Genomic DNA, 20,704 nt, shown 5'->3' on the forward strand with positions numbered 1-20,704 from the left:
AACTCAGGGAAGTCCGAGTGTCTCACCACAGCCTGACAGAGAGGGCGGCGCCACCGCCAGCACCGCAGACTCGGGGCGAGACATCAACCGGGACAGCACCTTCGGATCGAACGCCACATCCCCCTCGACCAGAAACAGGTCATCGCCCAAATGCTCCCGCGCCAGCCACAACGAGTAGGCGTTGTTCGTCTCCTGATACCGATCGGAGTGCACATAGGTAATCGCGATCCCGTCGAACACTTCCCCAACGGCCGCAACGATTTCCGCGGCCCGATGCCCGACAACAATCACCACACGTCGCACCCCCACCTCGACAAGGGCGGCCAACGTCCGATGCAGGATCGGTACCCCCGCCACCGCGACCAGCGGCTTCGGCACGGTCGCGATCCCGAACCGAGTACCCAACCCCGCCGCGAGCACCACCGCCAACCGCACCGGCGACCCTGCCACCGCCACAACCACGCTCCTCACGGCGCAGACACACAGATGCCTGCGCGAATACCCAGCTGATCATCACACGAGATGCTGCCGCAAACCCAGAGATCGACTGCGACAAGAGATCCGAAGCAATCCATCCAATGGGCAAGCTACCTCCCGCCCGACGTCGTTGCCTTCGGTTCCGATCCACACCACGGTCGAAGATGCACTCTGAGCTGTGCTGTCTCATGTAACTAACGTCATGGGACGGCACACCGACATCGACGCAGGTGCGAGAGCTTGTGCGACTGCCGCACCCGCCTGATGGCCAGGGTGCGCGCTCCCCATGGCGATGCGCGGCAGTCGACTAGCCAGTGTTTTGAAAGTGTTTCGGGTTGAGGGGCGCCGTGTAGCGGCGCCCCTCAACCCGTGGAATGCGGAAGGTGTTGCCTGCGTTGGCGTGTCGGTGACCAGATGAAGGGAGGTCTCCGGTAGATGGTTCAGCGACGAAGAAGAACCTGAATACCGGAGACCTCGTGACCAGCGTATCGGTGGCGAGGCGCGCGGATCTGACCGATGCCCAGTGGGCGCGGCTGGAACCGCTGTTGCCTCGTGGCAAAAGGCGGGCCGCCCGCCGAAGTGGACGAAACGACAGCTCATCGACGGGATTCGATGGCGCACCCGATGCGGGACACCGTGGCGGGACGTGCCCGAGTATTACGGGCACTGGCAGACGGTATATGGGCTGTTCCGTCGCTGGCAGCGTGCGGGGGTGTGGACGCTGATCTGGAAGATGCTGCAAGCGTTCGCCGATGCCGCCGGTCGCATCGGGTGGCAGGTGAGTGTGGATTCCACCATCGCCCGAGCGCATCGGCATGCCGCCGGGGCCCGCCGCGACGGCCACGCCCAGTCCGAGCCGCCTGGCGGGGTCGACATCGAGCCCGCCGATCACGGGCTCGGGCGTTCCCGTGGTGGATGGACCACCAAAACCCACCTGGCGTCCGAGCAGGGCCGTAAGGTGCTGTCCTTCCTGATCACCGCCGGTCAGCGCGGCGACAGCCCACAGTTCACCGCCGTGCTCGCCGGTATCGCGGTGCCCCGCCTCGGGAAGGGACGCCCGCGCACCCGGCCCGAGCGGGTGCGCGCCGACAAGGCCTACAGTTCCCGCGCCAACCGCGCACACCTGCGCGGACGCGGGATCAAAGCCACCATCCCGATCAAGACCGACCAAACCGACAACCGCAAGAAGAAAGGCTCCGCCGGTGGGCGACCACCAGCGTTCGACGCCGAGGACTACAAGCAACGCCATGCCGTGGAATGCGGTATCGGCCAGTTGAAGGAAAACCGTGCCATGGCAACCAGATACGACAAACTCGCCGTCCGCTACCAGGCCACCGTCCACATCACAGCCATCGACCAATGGCTCCGACACGGGTGAGGGCGGGCACCTGCCCGCCCTCACCCACTTTCAAAACACTGGCTAGGGCCGAACCTTCGACGCGACCACGGGTTCCATTAGCCGCGTACTCGTCTACCGGGGTCGGTTACCACTCGAGGATGTTGAACTGTGCCGACTCGTCGCGTGGTTCACCCATTTGTGCCCGGATGTAGAAGGCTTTCGGCGCGATCTCTTCGGTGAGGACTCTGACCAGCTTGCTGGCTGACGGGTCGCCGGTGCCTTGGTGCCAGTGGTAGTAGGGGCCTTTGTCGATGAATCGCCAGCGTGTGTCGCTCGACGACCAGGCTTGCAGGTAACCATCTTTGGAGTCGAGCCAGTAGTCCTTGTAGTAGCCCTCGGTCATCTTGAGCCTGCACGAGAAGCCGTCGGCTTCTTCTTTGAGGTCCACGAACTGGAATCGTTGATGGTTGACCATGGTGCCTGCGTTGGTATAGAGCAGGTACGAGCTGTAAGTTTTGCCGTCGGGCGGGTTGTACTGGGTGAGGTACTCGAACGAGAGCTTGTCGACGCTGCTGATCTCACCGCCGGTGATGATGATGCGGACGTCTCCGTTTTTGGGGGCCATGGCTATGCCTTCCGCTCCTCTGCAGCCGCACGCTGGTATGCCGCCGCTACGTCAAGCCTGCACCCTATCAATCTGGATTTGGTTGCGATCGAACAGATTTCATCTCTTCGATGTACGTTTCTCGACTGACTGTGGACGTCACGCGGTCGGTCACCGAGGGCTTGTGTCGTAACGGTAGAGACCTTCGCCAGTGGCGACGTCGAGCATTTGGCACGGGCGCGCCGGCATGCTCGTGCGCCGCGAGCCGATCGGTGTAGTCGCGGCGATCGTGCCATGGAACTATCCACAGCTGGCAGCTCGCCGTACGTGCTGACATGCGGCCGCGTTGACGGTCAGCCTCGCCAGCCACGCGCTCCGCAGCTAGTTGCGGACGTTCGGATGGCCACAGTCTCTGCCCGCACGTTGCCCGGAGGGGAGCGCCGACCGAAAGAGGTTCGGCCAGAAACACTTCAACCCCTCCCGGCCATCTATCTGCCCGCCGCAGTCGCGAACCCAGCTCAGCCCGAGACACGCAGAGACCGGGGCCGCCCGAGCGTACTCGGGCGGCTCGCGAGAGCGATACCGCCTGCTGACGCGAATTCAGGCCAGCGGCGGAATACGCAACTTCTGGCCCGGGTAAATCTTGTCCACGCTGCTCAGCATCGGCTTGTTGGATTCAAAAATCTGCTGGTATTTGTTGGGGTCACCGTAGTACTGCTTGGAGATCTTCGACAAATTATCCCCACTGACCACGTCGTACCATTGCGATTCGTCGCCGGGGGCGGCAACGGTCAGATTATCGGCCACGTCCCTGACGTCCTTGACGTTGCCGCAACACAGAATGATCTTTTCGCGGGTGGCCTGGTCCGGCGCGTCACCGCTGACCGTGACCGCCGACGCAGCTGCGTCGAACGTGATCGTCAAACCACTGGTGTCGATGCCCTGCGCGCCGATATAGGTCTTTATGGCATCCGCGGCATTGGCTTCCAGTTCTTCGACATTCGGAGCCGCCGCAATTTCCTCAGGCTTGCGCCCGATCAATTTCTCGCCTGCGTCTTTGAAAAAAGAAAGACGACTCATCATTTTCTCCCGAATTAGTTGAAGGAGCAATGTCAACGCCCGGGTCCCGCTATGGGGCAAGGTCGATCGCCCTGGACCCGTGTTGATGGCAGTTGCCGCTCCGTAGGCAAGCGGCAAATCTATCGACGTCCCGTCGCGATGAACGCCATCAAAAACGAAACAGCCTGTGCGAGAACAGCATACGACATACGCGCTCAGCTCCGCATCCAATCGGAAAGATCGCCGTTGCGTAGGTTTCCGCCGCGCGCTCGCCTCGAAGGGGTATGTTGAACCTGTCCAGTGGGCCAGCCGGTCCAGCTGACCTACCGATCGAATTCTGATTGCGGGCGAGCGGGGTCGAATCGGGGGCTGATCCTGACCGCCGAGAGAGCTGTCGGCGGTCAGGCCTCGGTTTGGGCCGTTCGAACTTCCGTGCCCCCGCTGGGGCTGTCGGATTATGAACGGCGTCGGCTCGAGGTGGTCCTCGGGTTGGGGGACAGGTCTACTTACGCAGGCTGTAGGGCAGGCAATCCGGGGTGGCGCAACCGAGTTCGTTCTGGTCCTCGGGGATGCGGCGGGCCTTGGACGGTGGGGTGGCCGGGCCTGCGGTGTAGTTCGCCAGCACGTTTCCTGATCCGTCCACGACGGTGAGAACCGAGGGCACTACTGTTCCGCCGGTGACGACGAGTTGGGGCACCGCACCCCGGTACCGCACGCTGAAGGTGCCCACGTCCGCACGGGTGAACTCGCTGGCCGAGATCGTGGTCGGCCCGGTCTCTTCGGACCCGATCACCGTCGACGGGATCACCAGTCCACGCTCCTCGGACGCCGCCTCATTCCCCGACGTGTCCTCGCCGACCACGGTTGACGGGATCGTGCCCACATCAGTGACTTCACGCTCGGGCGTGGTCTCGGACATGTCGTCTCCTCACCGGTCAACCCGCTGTCGACCCGTATGGATTTTCCCATGACAACCTGTCACCGCACCGTACATATCGGCAGATTCGACGGTGGCTCATCTGGCAGTGGGCACAGTCGAAATGGTTGTGGTGGTGCAGAATTCGCGACGACCAGGCACCGACCGGAAGCTCGGCGAACGAGACGCCCGGTCTCTGCGGACACCGCCGAGCCAGTGTCCGGCCGAAGCGGCCGAAACTGCCTGATCGCAACGTGCTGTTTGTTACCGTATCGACGGTGACAGCGAGCGAAGTACCGGGGAAGAGCGCAGTGGGTACAGTCCAAATCGCAGGGGCAACAATAATATTCACCACAGGCGGCGGTCAGATTGTCGTTGATCCGGCTACCTTGCAGGTGACGATCGACGGTCTTGATCTGGTGGATCGGGCGCAGACCGATCTGGGAGCGGTGACCTCGCTGAGCGCCGAGAGTACAACGGCGAGTTGGCAATTGCCTGATCTGGGCCTCGATGTCACTGCAACCCTCGAGGGCGCGCGGGTGAGCTTCACTCTGGCTGCCGACCGGCGCCAGCAGTTGCGGTGGCCGCGGATACCGGCCACTGCCGAGGCCCTGCAGATTCCGTGCGGTGAAGGCCTTGATGTCCCGACGGCGGATCCGTTCTGGAACGAGCCCCAGGCTGGGCTGATCAATCCGGGCGGGATTCGACTGCAGGATCTGACCCTGCCCGTGCTCGGGTTTCGGGATGCGGATTTCGGTGGCAGCCTTGCTATTCCGAGTGATATCGGTAGCACGGTGTACGTGTCGTCGGACGGTGGCAGGCTCAGCGTCGGTATCGAGCACGACTTCGACCCGGACGCAGGCACGCACGTCTATATCGTCGCGGTATCGGCAACCAACGGATCACCGATCGCGGCTGCACTGGACTATCGACGCTGGCTACAAGACCACCAGCAATTGGGCAACTTGACGGCGAAGATCGCGGCGAATCCTGAAGCGGCCAAGCTCATCGGAGCGTTTCACGCCTACCTGTGGGGTGATGGCTGCAGCGTGGCTGCGATCGAACAGCTCGGCGCGCTAGGTATCGACAAGATGTGGCTCGGCTACGACGACGCCGAATCGGGTGCAGCGGAGGTGGTTCGGCAAGCGCAGGCCGCCGGGTATCTGGTCGCACGCTACGACAGCTTCGACAACGGACAAGATCCCACCGAGGCGGATCAGGAATCCTCGCGGTGGCCCGAGGGAGTGTTCCCAGCCGACTGTGTGTATGACGGTGACGGTCGTCCGGTGACCGGATTCGGTGGCCGCGGCTGCTATTTGAGCTCGCAGGCCCTCGCACAGCGGCCCGGACTGATCACCGAACGCATCGCCCGTGCGACCAGTGCAGGTGAACTCAGCTATTTCCTCGACGTCGACGCCACGGGCGAAACGTTCCGCGACTTCAGCGCCGATCATCCGATGACCGAGGAGCAGGACAGGCGAAACCGGCTGGACCGGATGTCGATGATCGCGGAGCATTATGTCTTCGGCTCGGAAACCGTAGGTGGATGGGCGAATATGGTACCCGTTTTCAGCCACGGCTCCAGCACTCCGATGAACGATCGGTTGTGGGAGGCCGAGCAGGACGAGGAATTCTGGGGAGCCTATTGGGGCGAGAACGGCCCCGACTTCTTCTTGAAGCCGGTCGAACTGCCTGCCGATCTGGTCACCGCGGCATTCGATCCCCGCTACCGGATCCCCATGTACGAAGCAGCACTGCATGATTCGGTGATCAGCACCGACCGCTGGGAACTGCCGGTCAACAAGACACCGGTGTTGACTGTGCGACGGGTACAACTCGCCATGCTCTACAACACTCCGTTGATCTACGCCCTGAACCTGCCGGCCATCGAGGCCGAGGGCCCGTCGATCGCACGCCTGCAGCGGTTCTTCGCGAAGATACAACAGGCCGCGGGTACTGAACCGATGACCGACTTTCAGTGGCTGACCCCCGACCGCCTGGTCCAGCGCACCGAGTTCGCAGGCACACTGACCAGCATCGCGAACTTCAGCGAGCAGCCGTACGTCGACCAAGTACTCGGCACTATCGAGCCCGGATGTGTCGTCGCACGGATCGGCACGACCAACGAGACGCTGTGCCAATAGCGTTGTCAGCGTGGGTGAACCGGCAAGCGACCGAGCAGTTTCGGACATAAGGGCGTGGTACTTGCCGATCAGCCGCCGCACCGAGCGAAGAGTGGCATGCGGCGGTTGAGCACTTCGTACTTGTGGCGAGACGTTTGCAGCGGCCAAGACCAGTCGTTGCAGAACTCGATGACCAAGCTGGCCGCCGGTAAGTGTCCCCTACCGGAGGTCGGAATAATGGGCGAGCATGAACGTCACATAATGCCGTGCGTGCTCAGCTTTCCGGTCTCGCTGGGTCTCTCCCTGTCGCTCGTGTTGAGCCGCTGGTGTCTCATGATGGCTGTGTCGTGGGTGCAGACCTTTTGGCGGTGACGTGAATGTTGTTGCTGGGCAGTAGGTTTGTTGTTGTCTTTCTATTGCCGTGGTAGGAGAGGTCGACTTCGCGCAGGATGGTTTGCAGCATCAGTTTTGCTTGGAAGATGGCCATTCTGTCGCCCAGGCACCGGTGTGTGCCGCCGCCGAAGGGGATCAGGGTGAAAATGCCGGGTTTGGTTTCGAGGAATCGTTCCGGTCGGAAGGTGCCGGGTTCGGGATAAAGCGATGGTTGGCGGTGGATGCCGTGGATGAACGGGATGATCATTGTGTTGGGTTCGACCTGGTAGTTGCCGAGTTGGTAGGCGCTGACCGATACCGGCCAACGATCGGTGCGGGTGCGTGTAACCGGAGGGTTTCGTTGACGACGGCTTCGATGTGGGCGTCTTCGCCTGTGCCGCTGCGTGCTTCGGCGGTGGCGGTGGCCATCGGTGCGGGGTTGTGCAGGAGGTAGTCGACGGCCCAGGTCACGGTGGACGCGGTGGTTTCGTGGCCGGCGAGCAAGATCGTCATGACCTGGTCGCGCAGTTCCCGGTCGGTGAGGGAGGGTTGCTCGAGGTGCATCATCCGATCGAGCAGGTCCGGTTGTTCGACGTCGGCGGCGTGGCGTCGGCGTGCGATCTCGGCGTAGATCAAGCCGTCGCACTCGGCGATCAGGGCGTGCATCGCCTTCCAAGTTTTCAGTCCGCCGATTCGGCGGGTGGCGTAACGGGCGAGGTATTGGTTGGACGTGGCGGTTCGCAGGAGCGCGTGCATCGCTGGTTTCCAGCGGGACATCTCAGCCCGCGAGACGCCGAGGGTGATTTGCAGGATCGATTCCAGGGACGACGTTGACGATCTGGCCGCGCACACCCGTGTCGATCATCTGCCTGGCCAGGGCGCGGCAGCCGTGTCCGACGCCCGCGACGAGCGCATCCAGCTCTGCTCCGTTGTTGCCGGAAATCGCTGTCGGACAACCTATCTCGATGCAATTGAGCAAAGCGTCCAGCGGCCCGTGGCGTTCCCGCACCATGGCGGCCAGCACCTGCCATTGATCCACACTGTCCGGATCGAGCCGATAGGCCGCTGCGCGGCCGTCACCGGCTAGGACGTAATCGGCCGCTGCCCGGACGGACTCCACGGTGCTGTCGATGAAGACCACGGCCTCGCCGCATTCGGCGAACCGCCGCGCTGTCGCCAGGCCCGTCGCAGCGCCGGCTCCGGCGATCGCTACCGTCCGGGGCCCTAACTGCCGCATCGCGCTGCCCCTCCTTCCTGGCGAACCTCGGGCGGCCACTGAGCGGCCACTACGCAAACCATATAATGACGTTATACGGATTTCTATAGAATCTATAGAACGAAGGAATGCGTATGGCAGTGCGATATGGTGGGGGCCGGTGCCGAGGACGGTGAACACGAGGAGACGCAGCGATGAAGCGGGGCAAGCCGTTGACTCGGGAGGAGAGTCGAGCGCGCACGCGTGAGCTGGTGCTCGAAGCCGCCGAAGAGGTGTTCCTGGCCAACGGATTCCTCGCTACCACCGTTGCGCAGATCGCGGCCAATGCGGCCCGTACGACGGGCTCTATCTACTCCCACTTCCCGAGCAAGGAGGCGCTGTGCCAGGCGTTGCTCGAGCGCCACTACGGGCGACTCTTCGCCGAGGCGAGTGAGCTGCTCGCCCGATCCGGTGACGATCTCGAGGCAAAGATCGAGATGCTCACCCAGCAGTGGCGAATCCTCACCGCCAACGATGCCTACACGACCCTGGTCGTCGAATACGCGGTCGCGGTTCGGCGCGATCCCGAGCAGTACGCCCAGCTCACCGCGTTCTGGGAGTTGCTGCGGGGCATGATTCGCGCGGTGATCGCCGACGCGAGTGGTCTGGGCACAAGCAAAGCCGAGATCGCCGCCGTTGATGCCGCGTTCAATGGAATCGTCTCCAGCGCAATCGGACTCGCTGCCGCTCAGACCGCCACCATGATGGACGCGGAGACGGCGGCAACGTCACTGGCCGAGACCGCCAGAATCTGGATGAACCGCCTGCAACCGACTGAACCGACCGACGCTCTCGGCGGATAAGGATCCGAGCGTGTCGGCCAGCCTTGCCGGGCGGCACAACCCGCCTGGCCTGTATTGCAACCGCGCCCAAGGATCGACTCTTTGGCGACACGCGTTTCGAATAAGCGACTCAGCCTATCGGCCCTGCAGGCCTTTGACCTGCGGTGTCAAATTTGTGGACCTAGCGGGACGTTATTCGAACCGTGCTGAACTGCGAGAACTCGAAGCTGTCCGTGCCAAGATCGAGGTGGGGATGCGTCGGCGGTGCGGCGTCGTCCCAAACAGCCGTCGCGTGCCAAGCCGAAACAGAGAAGCGCTTTCCCGCCAGCACCATCAACCGTGCCCTCAACAAACGTGGCACGCCGATGCGGCAAGCAGGTCGACCTCGATCCGACCACAGTCGGGAGAATCAGGCCGTAGCGGCGTGTCGGCACGCCGAGGACCCCGACGAATTCAAGCGTTCAGCAACTGGATAGCGATCATGATCGAGGATCAATGCCAAGCAATATGGTTGCCGGATGCCGAGTCGATCGAAGAGGTCTGGTAGCCGGTGCGGGCGATGAGTGCCTGAGTGACCTCGAGGAGGTCGACGTAGAGTTCTTCGGCGATCTCCGTAGCGGTGGGGATGTGTCCCAGCCGCAGAGTCAGCGTGTCGATCGCGGGGGCGATCGTTTGCCGGATTTCCTCGAGACGCCGTTGTATCGGGTCTGTGCAGGTGTAGTCGCGGAGGTGGTGGCGTATTTCGCCGATGATGGCCGGTGCGACGAAGGCCAGAAACGACGACCCGGGACGGGGTCGAAGCGGTAGACGGCGGTCGCCATCCCTACCCGCGCGATGTGGAGCAGGTTATCGAAGCTCTCGCCGCGCCCGGCGAACTTGCCGGCGATGTGCTCGGCCAGCGGCTGGCATCGTCGGATCAGCTCCTCCCGCAAGGCTTCTCGTCGCGAGTCGTAAGCACCGAGATCTGCGAGCTCGCGGAACAACGACTCGGTCGGGACGCCCGGATCTCGGCCTGGCTGGAACCGGTCGTTCAGTCGTCATGTGGTGTGTCGACCGGCCCGGGACCGGTCGACCTACCTCCGAATAGCTGACCCGGACTCGCGTGCACGGGGATGGGCCAACTATCGAATCCCTGCCCGGCGGCGGTGCCGCATGCCTCTCTTCAGGGCATTGCCGTCGTGGGCGGGGCTGTCGTTGTGCGGCTCAGCTCGACCGATCCGATCGTGATGACCGCGGTGATCCTCGAAGCCTCGCTCGGATCGCTGTGCGTCAAGTAGACGCCCTTTCGGGACTTATGTCAACGTTGTAGGTCTACAGTGGAGTTCTACAACGTCTGGAGCGACTGCCGGTAGACTTTGCCGGGTAGCGCAACACCGGTACCCCGGCACGAAAGGGCTTGTGAGATGGGCGAATTGGACAAGGGTATGCCGGAGGTGAGTGGCGAAACCCGCGCCGTGACGTTGCGGTACGGCGGTGCGGTGTGGCGTGGAGTCGGGTGCACGGTGTGATGGCCGATCGGCGCGCATCGGAGCGCTGTGACGTCGTCGCCATCGCGGCTTCGGCCGGCGGGATCCACGCCCTGAGCGTGGTCTTGGGTGCGCTCGGCTCCGACCTCGAGGTGCCGGTACTCGTTGTCCAGCATCTTGATCGGCGCCACCCGACCATCCTCGCCAAGGTTCTCGCCCGCGCTACGAGTCTCCCGGTCAAGCTGGCCGAGGACGGCGAGCGTGCCGAAGCGGGCACGGTGTATCTGGCACCGCCCGACCGGCACCTGCTCGTCGCATCGGGGGCAGTCCTGGCGCTGTCGAGAAGCGAGCTCGTCCATTTTCTCCGGCCTTCGGCAGATCTGCTCTTCAAGTCGGTAGCAGGGGTCTACGGGCCGAGTGCCATTGCCTGTGTGCTCAGCGGCACGGGCCGTGATGGTGCCGCTGGAGTGGATACGGTGAAGTCACGCGGCGGCATCGTGATCGCTCAGGATCCGGAGACTGCCGAGTTCGCCGGTATGCCCGAGTCCGCGGTAGCCACCGAATCCGTCGACTTCGTGCTTCCCCTCGAACAGATCGGCGCGGTCGTCTGCGGACTTCTCGGGTCTCGAGCAGGCGCTGCACAGCAGACGGTGGATCGAGCTGTTGATTTGGGCAAACTCCGCCCAGAACGTGGCGTGTCAACGTTGTAGGTCTACACTCGTAACGTACCGAGGTTCGTCGCGGGAGACCTTCCACGATGACCGGAAATCGCCCGGAGGGGCTCCATGAATACAATCCAGCCACCATGCCGTCTCGGCCCAGCCGCTTGTGTGACCGGCAGGATCGGGCTCGTCTCGATCGATGGCGGTGGCGCAGTACCGATGATCTGCCACCTCCTCTCCGGTGGGGACGTGATCGTTCCGGCCGCCGCGGAGCACGCGCTGGTCGAAGACGTTGTCGGCCATACGGTTCGGGTCGAATTCGGTACTTGCGGCGGCGATCAGTGCGCACCGTGGACGGTCAGCTCCGCCGACCGCCCGGTGCGTGTCGCCGCGATCGACCACCGTCGTTGGTATCTTCGTACAGCGGCGTCGGCCACTAGCGATTCCGGCAATAGTGTTGTGCGCGTGCAGGTCTCGACCGCCGCTTTGGCATCCCGTTCGTTGAGTGCGGTATGAAACGTACCCGTGGCGTGCTCGAATCATTCGGTCGTGAGCGGGCCGTGTTTGTCGAGGTGGAAATGTGTGTACCCGGTGACGGCCAGGCATGCGACGGCCGCGGTGATCAGCATGGTCCCGCCGGCGACGACGGTGGCAAGCAGGCCGCCGAGTAGCGCGCCCAGGCCGAAGGCGGTGTAGAGCAGGAAATAGCCGAGCCAGTCGGTGATGGTGCCGCCGCTGATGTGGCGTTCGATGCCCTGGCCCATCTTGACCAGGGTCCCGGTGACGTAGCTCAAGGGCACCGATACCTCCCCGTCCTTGACGAACGAGGTGTTGAGGGCGCCGATGCCGAATGCGACAACCAGGATCGGAAGCAGGTCGACCTCCGCCGATTCCGTTGTCTGGCTGAAGATTGTGTCGATTGCCGATGCGAGGACGAGGCTGATGGTGGTGAGGATGGTTGGTCCGTGCGGGTGGCGAGACCAGAGGTGCCTGCGGCACAAGGATGAGGCCACGACGCCGGAAAGAAAAGACACCAGCAACAGTGCTGCCGGGATGACGACCTCGGTTTTGTCGTGGAAGGTTCCGAGGATCGCCCGTTCGGTGTTGCCGGTCATGAAGGTGACGAAATAGCCGGCGGTGTGCATGAACGCGGCGGCCCCGATGAGACCGGACAGCCCCGCGAGGACCCAGGACAGCCGGGCTTCGTTGTCGAAAAGCATTCTTACATTGCGTTCTTTCTGCTTCTCCACAAGTCGGCCTCCTTCGCCTCTCGCTACTCGAACTGTATTCGAGCAGTGAGATCAACGGTGCCGCCGTTGCCTGCGGATGTGCCACAGAGGCTCGCCATGACGCCGGAACCGCGGCGGCGGATGGTGTTTCGATACACGGTGGCGGGGTATCTGCCAGAGGTATCAGTTCGATGGGGAACGTCCAAGCACCACCGGTAGGAAGAGATGGCATGGCTGACCGCAACGCGTCCGGGGTGTCGTCGGCGGCTTACGACAACTCGTCTTCGGTCGCGGGCCGGATCGCCCAGAACAGTGCGTTCGAGCGATGTGCCCGCGCCGGCTTCATCGTGAGTGGCATCCTGCATTTGATCATCGGCTATATCGCGATTCGGATCGCGCTCGGCGGCGCGGGCGGTACTGCGGACTCCTCCGGTGCCATGGCTGAGCTGGCTGGTAAACCGGGCGGCATCATCGCATTGTGGGTCGGTGTCGTCGGGTTCGTGTTGATGGCGTTGTGGCGGTGTGCTGAAGCGGCGCTGGGTAGTTCGTCCAGACCTGACGCGGACAGTAAGAAGTCCGAAGCGGTCAATCGTGTCAAGGCGTTCTCCCTGGCGGTGGTCTACTTCGCGTTCGCCTTCTCCGCATTCGGATTCGCGCGCGGTAGCGGCGGATCCAGCGGCGGCCAGAGTGCCGGGCTCACCGCACGGTTGATGCAATCCACCGCAGGCACGATCGCGCTCATCGCGGTCGGGCTGATCATCATCGGGATCGGCGGATACCACGCCTACAAGGGGGCTAGCCGCAACTTCCTCGACGATCTCGAGGGCAGCACCAGCGACCTTGTGCGGCGGCTTGGCATGACCGGATACATCGCGAAGGGAATTGCCATCGCCGCGGTCGGGCTACTGGTGATCCTTGCCGCGAGCCAATCTGCGCCGAGCAAGGCCAGCGGACTCGATGGCGCATTGAAAACCCTTGGGGCGCAACCGTATGGCGTGGCACTGCTGGTCGTGGCCGGACTGGGCATCATCACCTACGGCCTTTACAGCTTTGCCATGGCTCGCTACGCCAAGATGTAGTCGCTCGATGCGCTGATGGTCGCTGTCATTCGTTCGCGGGTGCAGGCACGGAGATTCGGTCATCGCGCGAAGATCTCTTTCTGACATGTAGTTCAGCATCGTAGACCTACAGTGTTGACACGCTGCTGTGGGCGGCGTCTACTTACAGGTACCCGGACACTCAGTTCACTTCGGCCACTCCGGCGATGCCGCTGCGACCGACGCATCCGGCAACGTTGCCGGACAAAGGATTCGAAGCCTGGCCCCGCGCAACCCGCGCCGGCAATTCGGTACGCACCCTGCGTGGCGATAGACCCGCAGCCGGATCCCATGTCACCAGAGACGAGAAACACCACGATGAGCATCAAGCAAAAGCTCGCCCACAGAACCGAAGCCGCCAAGGGCACGGTCAAGAAATTGTTCGGCCGCGCCACCGGAAACCGGCGCATGCGCGGCGAAGGCCGCCGCGATCAGGCCGCCGGAAACGTCAAGCAAGCAGGTGACGACCTCGGCGACGCCTTCAAACACTGACCTCACGAAATCTCACACACTTCTCCATCGAAAGCCGGTACCACCAATGATCGTTCTCGGAGTCATCCTTCTCATCGCTGGATTCCTACTCAGCATCCCGCTGCTCATCACCGCCGGAGTCATCATCCTGGTCATCGGTGTCGTGCTGATGGTCGCCGGTATGGCGGGCCACGCAGTAGGCGGCCGGCGCCACTACTACTGATCGGTCCCGGCGCGGCCGGATCGGCACCGCGGCGTCCCTCGAACCAAGGAGCACCATGACACAGGCGGATTCTGAAGGTCAGCTCGCCACGGCGATCACGACCGTTGTCCACGGGAACGACCTCGCCGTCTCCGATCTGACGGTGGTCTTCGACTCGGTGACCGGCACGGTCACGGTGTCTGGCGGGGTCGCCGATGTCGAATCGGCGCAGAAGGTGGGGGAGTTGTGCCGCAGTTTTGCCGGTGTAAAAACCGTCGATGATTCGGCCCTGGTGGTGGCGGCCGGTGGATGAAGAAGTGGTGCGTCCGTCACCGAACATGCACCAGCAGTATGACGTTCGATCGTACGGAGATAGGAAATGAGAACATACGAAAACGACAGTAGGAGGATGCGCGGTGGTCGCCGTTCGGGCATGACCCGCGTCGCCATGGGACTGGTGTTCGTGTGGCTGCTCATCGGCGTGATCGCCGGTGCGCAACGGCACTACTACAACACCGCACCCACCAACTGCGCGAGCGGCGGAACGATCGCTGTCACCATCGTCGCCGGTCCGCTCAACTACCTCGGCATGAACCCGAAAGTCGAGAACTGCCAGGTCGATGTGCCCCAACCTAGTCAGTGATCGCCGGTTGGCCGGCGGATCTGGGACGACGAGTCGGTGAGCGGGATCGACGGACAATAGCGAACGCGATAGCCGAGCTGCCGGATCCGCAGCGCCGCATCATCGTGATCGTCTACTACGCACATCTGTCCTGCCCGGAGGCGGCCCGAGCCGCCCGAGTGCCGGAACCTGTTGTCAAACAGCTACTTCACGACGGTCTGCACGCGATCAGAGCGCACCTTGCACGAGCGCTCTGAATCGCTACACGCTCCGACATATGGACCTCACGATGAGTTCACCGCACAGTCTCGATGCGACCACGTCGGTGCCCGAAGGGTTCTATCCGGACGATACGACGTGCCTGGCGCAGGTTGTCTCCCGTGGGGAATGGCTGATCGACCGTCAGGAGTTACTGGCCAATGAGATACGGGCCGCCCGGTTACGTGACGCTGTCGACGCCCAGCGGCGCAGACTGCCAATGATCAAGCTGGACAAGGGATACGACTTCGCAGGGCCCGGCGGTACGTCCACGCTGCTGGATCTGTTCGATGGGCTGCGCAGGCTCCTCGTCTGTCACTTCATGCTCGACGGGGACGAGTGCTGTTCGAGTTGTAGCGCTGCGGCCGAGGAGGTTTCGGCCGAGCTGCTCGCCCGCCTGCAGTCCAGGGACACGTCCTTCGTCGCGGTCTCCCGAGCGCCGCTGGCCCAGATCGAGGAATACAAGAGGCGCAGGGGTTGGGTGTTTCCTTGGTACTCCTGCTCCGGCAGCGACTTCGCCTACGATTTTCACTCCGCACGAGATGATTCCGCAATGCGCATGGCAGGCAACGACCGCGATGGCAGTCGTATGTTCCACACCTACTCCATGTTCGCCCGTCGCGCGGAAACGCTTGGCAATTGGTGCTATTGGCTCGATCTGACCGCGCATCGCAGCCAAGGATCCCGTGTATGAGGCGAGACGGCCAACCTTTCTGCACACGGTGTAGCGGCCGGCCATAGCCGCACCGCGCAGGCTACCCAGGGTCCGTCATTCCCGCCTGTATCGTGCCCCGTCCAGGACCGACGCTGTGGTGACGCATGGTTCGAATAAGCGACTCAGCCTCTCGAACCTGCAGGCCTATCACCTGCGGTTTCAAATTTGTGGGCGCAGAGGGGATCGAACCCCCGACCGCTGGTGTGTAAAACCAGAGCTCTACCGCTGAGCTATACGCCCTTGATCGTTGCCGACCGGGTTATGAATCTAGCGCGGCGAGCGCTTTCTCCCAAGCCGCCTGGTCACGGGCTTCTCCGGGGCCGTTCATCTCCGAGAATCGGATGAATCCTTCGCGATCGACAACGAAGGTGCCGCGGTTGGGGTAGCCGGATTTCTGGTTGAAGACCTCGTAGGCCTGGGCTACTGCTCCGTGCGGCCAGAAGTCGGACAGCAACGGGAAGACGTAGCCCTGCTCCGCGGCCCAGATCTTGTGGGTGGGGGGAGGGCCGACGGAGATCGCGAGGATCTCCGCGTTGTCGTTCTGGAACTTGGGGAGTTCGTCGCGCACCTTGCACAGCTCACCCTGGCAGATGCCGGTGAAGGCGAGGGGATAGAAGACGATCAGCACGTTCTTCTTGCCGTGATAGTCCGACAGGCTGATGTCCTGGTTGTTCTGATCCTTGAGCGTGAAATCCGGCGCGACAGTGCCAACTTCGAGCGGCATCGCAAATCCTCCATCGTGTCGGGTTTCCGCCGGGCGGCGCGATCACCGCCCGGCGACACCATAGCGAAAGGTGGGTCAGCGCTGCTTCGAGGGCGCCTTCGGTTGCACCAGGCGGCTGCCCGCCCAGCTACCCAGAGCGATCGCCGATGTCTGAGTCAGACCGGCGGTCGGTGCGGATTCTGCGATTTCGCTCGGTTCTACATGACCCGGATGTCCGGTCTTGGGCGTGAGTACCCAGACGAAGCCTTCGTCGGCGAGTGGACCGATCGCATCCATCAGTGCGTCGACCAGATCACCGTCCCCGTCGCGCCACCACAGCAGCACAACGTCGACTACTTCGTCGGAATCCTCATCGACAAGATCGCTGCCGATGGACTCCTCGACGTCGGCTCTCAAGTCGTCGTCGACGTCCTCGTCCCAGCCCAATTCCTGGACAACCAAGCCGTGTGTAATGCCAAGCTTCTGAGCGTAGTTCTGCGCGTCCGCCGCGGCGACCACGGTGGTGTCCTCCTCAACTCCCGACAATAGGTAGTTGCAAGCGAACATGGTTATGGCCTCCAGCGCAAGCCGATCCGAAGAAAATGGCCCGGAATGTCGCGTGACAATGTTGTGTCATGGACCGTTTCAGCGCTTCGGGCAGGCGTTGCGGACGGCGTTGCGCGCGTCGTTGACCCGCCTACTTGCGTCGTTGAGCGGCCCGACAGGCGCGGTGTAGGTCATCTTGCGACTCTCCGCGGAGAGCGCGCGCGCCGCTGTGACGTAGTCGGTGAATTTCGCGGCCAGATCTGGCGGCAGCGTGTCCTTCGCGGTGTTGACTCCGGTCTCCACCTTGTTCGCGGCGTCATCCAGGGTTGACGCGGCAAGTTCTCGCTTGGCCGCGTAGTCGGCGGCGTTGGCGTCATGCGCGTCGACGAACTCGTTGTACTTGGAGACCCCGACGCCGGTGGTGGTCGGGAACTGCGCACAGTTGTCGGTGATCGCCTTGTCCTGCGCCGCAGCGCGCTTGGACGAGGTAGCCGCGGCCGACGAGGCGGCCGCCTCGGTCTTGTAGGCCGCTAGATCAGCGGTATTGGGATTCGCCGTGCCCACGACCCCGTTCGCGCAGCCGGCCACCACCAAGCCGACAACGATCGCTCCGGTCGCGCACACCAGTCCGAACCCGCGCGGGTCCAGCGTCTTCATCGTCCTCCCGTATGACGTGCGCCTCGCCGGGCGCTCGAAAACTACAGCGGCCTGGGCTCATGTTGCCCAGCGCACGGTACTGGATTTCCTGCTGACATGATGACCTGGGGCACGCCATCGGCAAGGATGGAGGGTGCGCCCCGACCTTTCGTAAACGAGTGGTACGCAAACCCACGCGCCACCGCTCAGGGATACCGACGCTATCCGCATGTCCACCCCTGTACGAGGAGCAGATTTGACCGACCTGATCCACTCTTCCGCTCCAGCGCAACCCGCTGGATCCGAGTCCGCCGCTCCGGCCGGCCGCGATCCGAACGGAACGCAAGCCCAGCCGACCGAGCGCGTGCGGGTTATCCGCGAAGGGGTGGCGTCCTACCTACCGGACATCGACCCGGAGGAAACCAGCGAATGGCTCGAGTCGTTCGATGAGATGCTCGACCGTGAGGGCCCCGGCCGAGCGCGTTACCTCATGCTCCGTCTGCTGGAGCGGGCCGGTGAACGCCGTGTCGCCATCCCCGCGTTGACGTCTACCGATTACGTCAACACCATCCCCACCGAAAATGAGCCGTGGTTCCCCGGCGACGAAGAGGTGGAACGGCGCTTCCGCGCCTGGATCCGCTGGAACGCCGCGATCATGGTGCATCGCGCGCAGCGCCCGGGAATCGGTGTCGGCGGCCATATTTCGACCTACGCGTCCTCGGCGGCGCTGTACGAGGTCGGCTTCAACCACTTCTTCCGCGGCAAGGATCACTCCGGCGGCGGCGATTCGATCTTCATCCAGGGGCATGCCTCGCCGGGCATCTACGCGCGCGCCTTCCTCGAGGGCAGGCTCGGCACCGACCGGCTCGACGGCTTCCGGCAGGAGTACAGCCACGGCGGCCCGGGCCACGGGGTGCCGTCGTACCCGCACCCGCGGCTGATGTCGGACTTCTGGGAATTCCCCACGGTTTCCATGGGTCTCGGCCCGATGAACGCCATCTATCAGGCGCGGTTCAATCACTACCTGCACGACCGCGGCATCAAGGACACCTCCGATCAGCACGTGTGGGCGTTCCTCGGCGACGGTGAGATGGACGAGCCGGAATCGCGCGGTCTCGCGCACGTCGCGGCGCTGGAGGGCCTGGACAACCTGACCTTCGTGGTCAACTGCAACCTGCAGCGGCTGGACGGTCCGGTGCGCGGCAACGGCAAGATCATTCAGGAGCTGGAGTCGTTCTTCCGCGGTGCGGGCTGGAACGTCATCAAGGTGATCTGGGGCCGGGAGTGGGACGCGCTGCTCGGCGCGGATCGCGATGGCGCGCTGGTGAATCTGATGAACACCACGGCCGACGGCGACTACCAGACCTACAAGGCCAACGACGGCGCCTACGTTCGCGACCACTTCTTCGGCCGTGACCCGCGCACCAAGGCGCTGGTGCAGGACTTGTCCGATCAGGACATCTGGAACCTCAAGCGCGGCGGCCACGACTACCGCAAGGTGTACGCCGCCTACGCGGCCGCGATGGCACACAAGGGTCAGCCGACGGTGATCCTGGCCAAGACCATCAAGGGCTACACCCTCGGCAAGCACTTCGAGGGCCGCAACGCCACGCACCAGATGAAGAAGCTGACGCTGCAGGACCTCAAGGATTTCCGTGACCTGCAACGGATTCCGATCACCGACGAGCAGTTGGAGAAGGATCCGTACCTGCCCCCGTACTACCACCCGGGCATGGAGTCACGCGAGATCCAGTACATGCTGGATCGCCGCAAGGCGCTCGGCGGGTTCCTGCCCGAACGACGCACCACAGCAAAGCCGCTGCAACTTCCCGGCGACGAGGCGTACAAGTCGGTGCGCAAGGGCTCGGGCAAGCAGAGCGTGGCCACCACGATGGCGCTGGTGCGGCTGATGAAGGAGCTGCTGCGGGACAAGGAGATCGGCAAGCGGATCGTCCCGATCATCCCCGACGAGGCCCGTACCTTCGGTATGGACTCGTGGTTCCCTTCGTTGAAGATCTACAACCGCAACGGCCAGTTGTACACATCGGTCGACGCCGAGTTGATGCTTGCCTACAAAGAGAGCTCGATCGGGCAGATCCTGCACGAGGGCATCAATGAGGCCGGATCGACCGCGTCGTTCACCGCGGTGGGCACCTCGTACTCGACGCACGGCGAGCCGATGATCCCGCTGTACATCTTCTACTCGATGTTCGGTTTCCAGCGCACCGGCGACGGTCTGTGGGCCGCGGCGGACCAACTGGCGCGTGGTTTCGTGCTCGGAGCAACCGCCGGGCGAACCACGTTGACCGGTGAGGGTCTGCAGCACAACGACGGACACTCGCTGTTGCTCGCCTCCACCAATCCGGCTGTGGTCACCTACGATCCGGCGTTCTCCTTCGAGATCGCGCACATCATCCGGGACGGCCTGCGTCGGATGTACGGCGGCGGCACCCCGGAACCGGGTCCGTACGCGCTGCCGGGGACCGATACCCGCAAGGCGGACGGCGGTTTCGGCGGCGAGGACATTTTCTACTACATCACCCTCTACAACGAGCCGTACCAGCAGCCGGCCGAGCCGGAAGGCGTCGACATCGCCGGTCTGCTCAAGGGCATCTACCTCTACAAGCCCGGCGGCGACGGCAACGTGCGAGCCCAGATCCTGGTCTCCGGCGTCACCGTGCCGGACGGCCTGCGCGCGCAGGCGCTGCTTGCCGAGGACTGGGGCGTGCAGGCCGATGTCTGGTCGGTGACCTCGTGGGGCGAACTCCGCAAGGAGGCATTGCAGCGGGAGATCGCCGCACTGCGTTACCCCGACGAGGACCACGGCACCCCGTACGTCACCCAGGCGCTGTCGCGGGCCGAGGGCCCGTTCGTCGCCGCGACGGACTGGATGCGCGCGGTACCGGACCAGGTGCGCAAGTGGGTGCCCGGCGACTTCATCACACTCGGCACGGACGGCTTCGGCTTCTCCGACACCAGGGCCGCCGCCCGCCGCGTGTTCAATGTCGACGCCCAATCGATCGTGGTAGCCGCGCTGTCCGGCCTCGCAAAGGCCGGAAAGATCGACAATGCCAAGGTGATCGAGGCCGCAAGCAAGTACCGCATCGATGACGTCGACGCCGCGCCGAAGAACGCGTCGAGTTCCGATGGGGATGGCGAGTAGCGGACGA

General features: G+C 63.5%; 26 protein-coding genes, 1 tRNA gene and 1 pseudogene. 15 read left to right on the forward strand and 13 right to left on the reverse strand.

Annotated features, from left to right (window positions below):
• Positions 1-3: 3 nt before the first annotated feature.
• Positions 4-456: an NTP transferase domain-containing protein gene (locus ACQPW1_RS14690; protein WP_433663269.1), complete on the reverse strand. Its 453-nt coding sequence runs from the start codon at positions 454-456 to the stop codon at positions 4-6.
• A 512-nt stretch (positions 457-968) separates the two neighbouring features.
• Here ACQPW1_RS14690 and ACQPW1_RS14695 point away from each other — a divergent pair.
• A protein-coding gene (locus ACQPW1_RS14695; RefSeq protein ID WP_433665234.1) for an IS5 family transposase occupies positions 969-1,855 on the forward strand; the annotation gives its coding sequence in 2 pieces (ribosomal slippage) (positions 969-1,064 and positions 1,067-1,855; 885 coding nt in all).
• 106 nt (positions 1,856-1,961) lie between these two features.
• Here ACQPW1_RS14695 and ACQPW1_RS14700 read toward each other — a convergent pair.
• Positions 1,962-2,441, reverse strand: coding sequence for a hypothetical protein (locus ACQPW1_RS14700; protein WP_433663270.1), 480 nt, complete (start codon positions 2,439-2,441; stop codon positions 1,962-1,964).
• Positions 2,442-2,667: 226 nt separating this feature from the next.
• On the opposite strand from ACQPW1_RS14700, the gene ACQPW1_RS14705 reads away from it, so the two are divergent.
• Entirely contained in the window at positions 2,668-2,754 is an 87-nt protein-coding gene (locus tag ACQPW1_RS14705) for an aldehyde dehydrogenase family protein (protein WP_433665235.1), read from the forward strand.
• A 266-nt stretch (positions 2,755-3,020) separates the two neighbouring features.
• Here the strand turns inward: ACQPW1_RS14705 and lysM are convergent, their stop codons facing one another.
• Positions 3,021-3,500 carry a peptidoglycan-binding protein LysM gene (gene lysM / locus ACQPW1_RS14710; protein ID WP_433663271.1) on the reverse strand — a complete coding sequence of 160 codons (480 nt, stop codon included), beginning with the start codon at positions 3,498-3,500 and terminating at the stop codon, positions 3,021-3,023.
• Positions 3,501-3,981: 481 nt separating this feature from the next.
• Positions 3,982-4,398, reverse strand: a complete 417-nt coding sequence (locus ACQPW1_RS14715; protein ID WP_433663272.1) for a hypothetical protein — start codon at positions 4,396-4,398, stop codon at positions 3,982-3,984.
• A gap of 275 nt (positions 4,399-4,673) precedes the next feature.
• Here ACQPW1_RS14715 and ACQPW1_RS14720 point away from each other — a divergent pair, with 275 nt between their 5' ends.
• Complete coding sequence (locus ACQPW1_RS14720) at positions 4,674-6,539, forward strand: glycoside hydrolase (RefSeq protein WP_433663273.1); 1,866 nt, start codon at positions 4,674-4,676, stop codon at positions 6,537-6,539.
• Positions 6,540-6,849: 310 nt separating this feature from the next.
• Here ACQPW1_RS14720 and ACQPW1_RS14725 read toward each other — a convergent pair.
• Together ACQPW1_RS14725 and ACQPW1_RS14730 are read right to left on the reverse strand one after the other, a co-directional pair.
• Positions 6,850-7,667: pseudogene (locus ACQPW1_RS14725) on the reverse strand (cytochrome P450).
• 1 nt (position 7,668) lies between these two features.
• A complete protein-coding gene (locus tag ACQPW1_RS14730; RefSeq protein WP_433663274.1) occupies positions 7,669-8,127 on the reverse strand; it encodes an SDR family NAD(P)-dependent oxidoreductase in 459 nt (152 codons plus the stop codon).
• 173 nt (positions 8,128-8,300) lie between these two features.
• Between ACQPW1_RS14730 and ACQPW1_RS14735 the strand changes: the two genes are divergently transcribed.
• On the forward strand, positions 8,301-8,948 hold the full coding sequence (locus ACQPW1_RS14735) for a TetR/AcrR family transcriptional regulator (protein WP_433663275.1): 648 nt from the start codon (positions 8,301-8,303) through the stop codon (positions 8,946-8,948).
• A gap of 471 nt (positions 8,949-9,419) precedes the next feature.
• On the opposite strand, the gene ACQPW1_RS14740 is transcribed toward ACQPW1_RS14735, so the two are convergent.
• Both ACQPW1_RS14740 and ACQPW1_RS14745 read right to left on the reverse strand, forming a co-directional pair.
• Entirely contained in the window at positions 9,420-9,680 is a 261-nt protein-coding gene (locus ACQPW1_RS14740) for a sigma-70 domain-containing protein (RefSeq protein WP_433665236.1), read from the reverse strand.
• Positions 9,572-9,859 carry a sigma factor gene (locus ACQPW1_RS14745; protein ID WP_433663276.1) on the reverse strand — a complete coding sequence of 96 codons (288 nt, stop codon included), beginning with the start codon at positions 9,857-9,859 and terminating at the stop codon, positions 9,572-9,574. Before ACQPW1_RS14745 ends, ACQPW1_RS14740 begins: the two co-directional genes overlap by 109 nt.
• A 180-nt stretch (positions 9,860-10,039) precedes the next feature.
• Between ACQPW1_RS14745 and ACQPW1_RS14750 the strand changes: the two genes are divergently transcribed.
• The 3 genes from ACQPW1_RS14750 (at position 10,040) to ACQPW1_RS14760 (ending at position 11,571) form a co-directional block, all read left to right on the forward strand.
• Positions 10,040-10,204, forward strand: coding sequence for a hypothetical protein (locus tag ACQPW1_RS14750; RefSeq protein ID WP_433663277.1), 165 nt, complete (start codon positions 10,040-10,042; stop codon positions 10,202-10,204).
• Positions 10,205-10,407: 203 nt separating this feature from the next.
• Positions 10,408-11,103, forward strand: a complete 696-nt coding sequence (locus ACQPW1_RS14755) for a chemotaxis protein CheB (RefSeq protein ID WP_433663278.1) — start codon at positions 10,408-10,410, stop codon at positions 11,101-11,103.
• A 120-nt stretch (positions 11,104-11,223) separates the two neighbouring features.
• A complete protein-coding gene (locus ACQPW1_RS14760) occupies positions 11,224-11,571 on the forward strand; it encodes a hypothetical protein (RefSeq protein WP_433663279.1) in 348 nt (115 codons plus the stop codon).
• A 23-nt stretch (positions 11,572-11,594) separates the two neighbouring features.
• Here ACQPW1_RS14760 and ACQPW1_RS14765 read toward each other — a convergent pair whose 3' ends face one another.
• On the reverse strand, positions 11,595-12,275 hold the full coding sequence (locus tag ACQPW1_RS14765; protein ID WP_433665237.1) for a YoaK family protein: 681 nt from the start codon (positions 12,273-12,275) through the stop codon (positions 11,595-11,597).
• A gap of 239 nt (positions 12,276-12,514) precedes the next feature.
• On the opposite strand from ACQPW1_RS14765, the gene ACQPW1_RS14770 reads away from it, so the two are divergent.
• The 7 genes from ACQPW1_RS14770 to ACQPW1_RS14800 all read left to right on the forward strand — a co-directional run bounded on the left by ACQPW1_RS14770 (position 12,515) and on the right by ACQPW1_RS14800 (position 15,628).
• A complete protein-coding gene (locus tag ACQPW1_RS14770) occupies positions 12,515-13,363 on the forward strand; it encodes a DUF1206 domain-containing protein (RefSeq protein ID WP_433663280.1) in 849 nt (282 codons plus the stop codon).
• 282 nt (positions 13,364-13,645) lie between these two features.
• Complete coding sequence (locus ACQPW1_RS14775) at positions 13,646-13,873, forward strand: CsbD family protein (protein ID WP_433663281.1); 228 nt, start codon at positions 13,646-13,648, stop codon at positions 13,871-13,873.
• A 46-nt stretch (positions 13,874-13,919) separates the two neighbouring features.
• Positions 13,920-14,075 (forward strand): DUF6131 family protein, encoded by a 156-nt coding sequence (locus ACQPW1_RS14780; protein WP_433663282.1) that lies wholly within the window; start codon positions 13,920-13,922, stop codon positions 14,073-14,075.
• A 55-nt stretch (positions 14,076-14,130) separates the two neighbouring features.
• The gene (locus ACQPW1_RS14785) at positions 14,131-14,367 is read left to right on the forward strand and encodes a BON domain-containing protein (RefSeq protein WP_433663283.1); all 237 of its coding nucleotides are present in this window, start codon (positions 14,131-14,133) and stop codon (positions 14,365-14,367) included.
• A gap of 120 nt (positions 14,368-14,487) precedes the next feature.
• Entirely contained in the window at positions 14,488-14,697 is a 210-nt protein-coding gene (locus tag ACQPW1_RS14790) for a hypothetical protein (protein ID WP_433665238.1), read from the forward strand.
• Entirely contained in the window at positions 14,694-14,933 is a 240-nt protein-coding gene (locus tag ACQPW1_RS14795; RefSeq protein ID WP_433663284.1) for an RNA polymerase sigma factor, read from the forward strand. The genes ACQPW1_RS14790 and ACQPW1_RS14795 overlap by 4 nt, the downstream gene beginning before the upstream one ends.
• 32 nt (positions 14,934-14,965) lie before the next feature.
• The gene (locus ACQPW1_RS14800; RefSeq protein ID WP_433663285.1) at positions 14,966-15,628 is read left to right on the forward strand and encodes a DUF899 family protein; all 663 of its coding nucleotides are present in this window, start codon (positions 14,966-14,968) and stop codon (positions 15,626-15,628) included.
• A 189-nt stretch (positions 15,629-15,817) separates the two neighbouring features.
• Here the strand turns inward: ACQPW1_RS14800 and ACQPW1_RS14805 are convergent.
• The 4 genes from ACQPW1_RS14805 to ACQPW1_RS14820 form a co-directional block, all read right to left on the reverse strand.
• Positions 15,818-15,889 (reverse strand) — tRNA-Val (locus tag ACQPW1_RS14805).
• A 19-nt stretch (positions 15,890-15,908) separates the two neighbouring features.
• A complete protein-coding gene (locus ACQPW1_RS14810; protein WP_433663286.1) occupies positions 15,909-16,373 on the reverse strand; it encodes a peroxiredoxin in 465 nt (154 codons plus the stop codon).
• Between the two features lie 75 nt (positions 16,374-16,448).
• Positions 16,449-16,871, reverse strand: coding sequence for a DUF3052 domain-containing protein (locus tag ACQPW1_RS14815; RefSeq protein ID WP_150408147.1), 423 nt, complete (start codon positions 16,869-16,871; stop codon positions 16,449-16,451).
• A gap of 126 nt (positions 16,872-16,997) precedes the next feature.
• On the reverse strand, positions 16,998-17,555 hold the full coding sequence (locus tag ACQPW1_RS14820) for a hypothetical protein (RefSeq protein ID WP_433663287.1): 558 nt from the start codon (positions 17,553-17,555) through the stop codon (positions 16,998-17,000).
• Positions 17,556-17,790: 235 nt separating this feature from the next.
• On the opposite strand from ACQPW1_RS14820, the gene aceE reads away from it, so the two are divergent.
• The gene (gene aceE / locus ACQPW1_RS14825) at positions 17,791-20,697 is read left to right on the forward strand and encodes a pyruvate dehydrogenase (acetyl-transferring), homodimeric type (RefSeq protein WP_433663288.1); all 2,907 of its coding nucleotides are present in this window, start codon (positions 17,791-17,793) and stop codon (positions 20,695-20,697) included.
• Positions 20,698-20,704 lie beyond the last annotated feature (7 nt).

Origin of the sequence: Nocardia sp. CA-128927 (genome assembly GCF_050955855.1) — a bacterium.
Taxonomy (GTDB): domain Bacteria; phylum Actinomycetota; class Actinomycetes; order Mycobacteriales; family Mycobacteriaceae; genus Nocardia.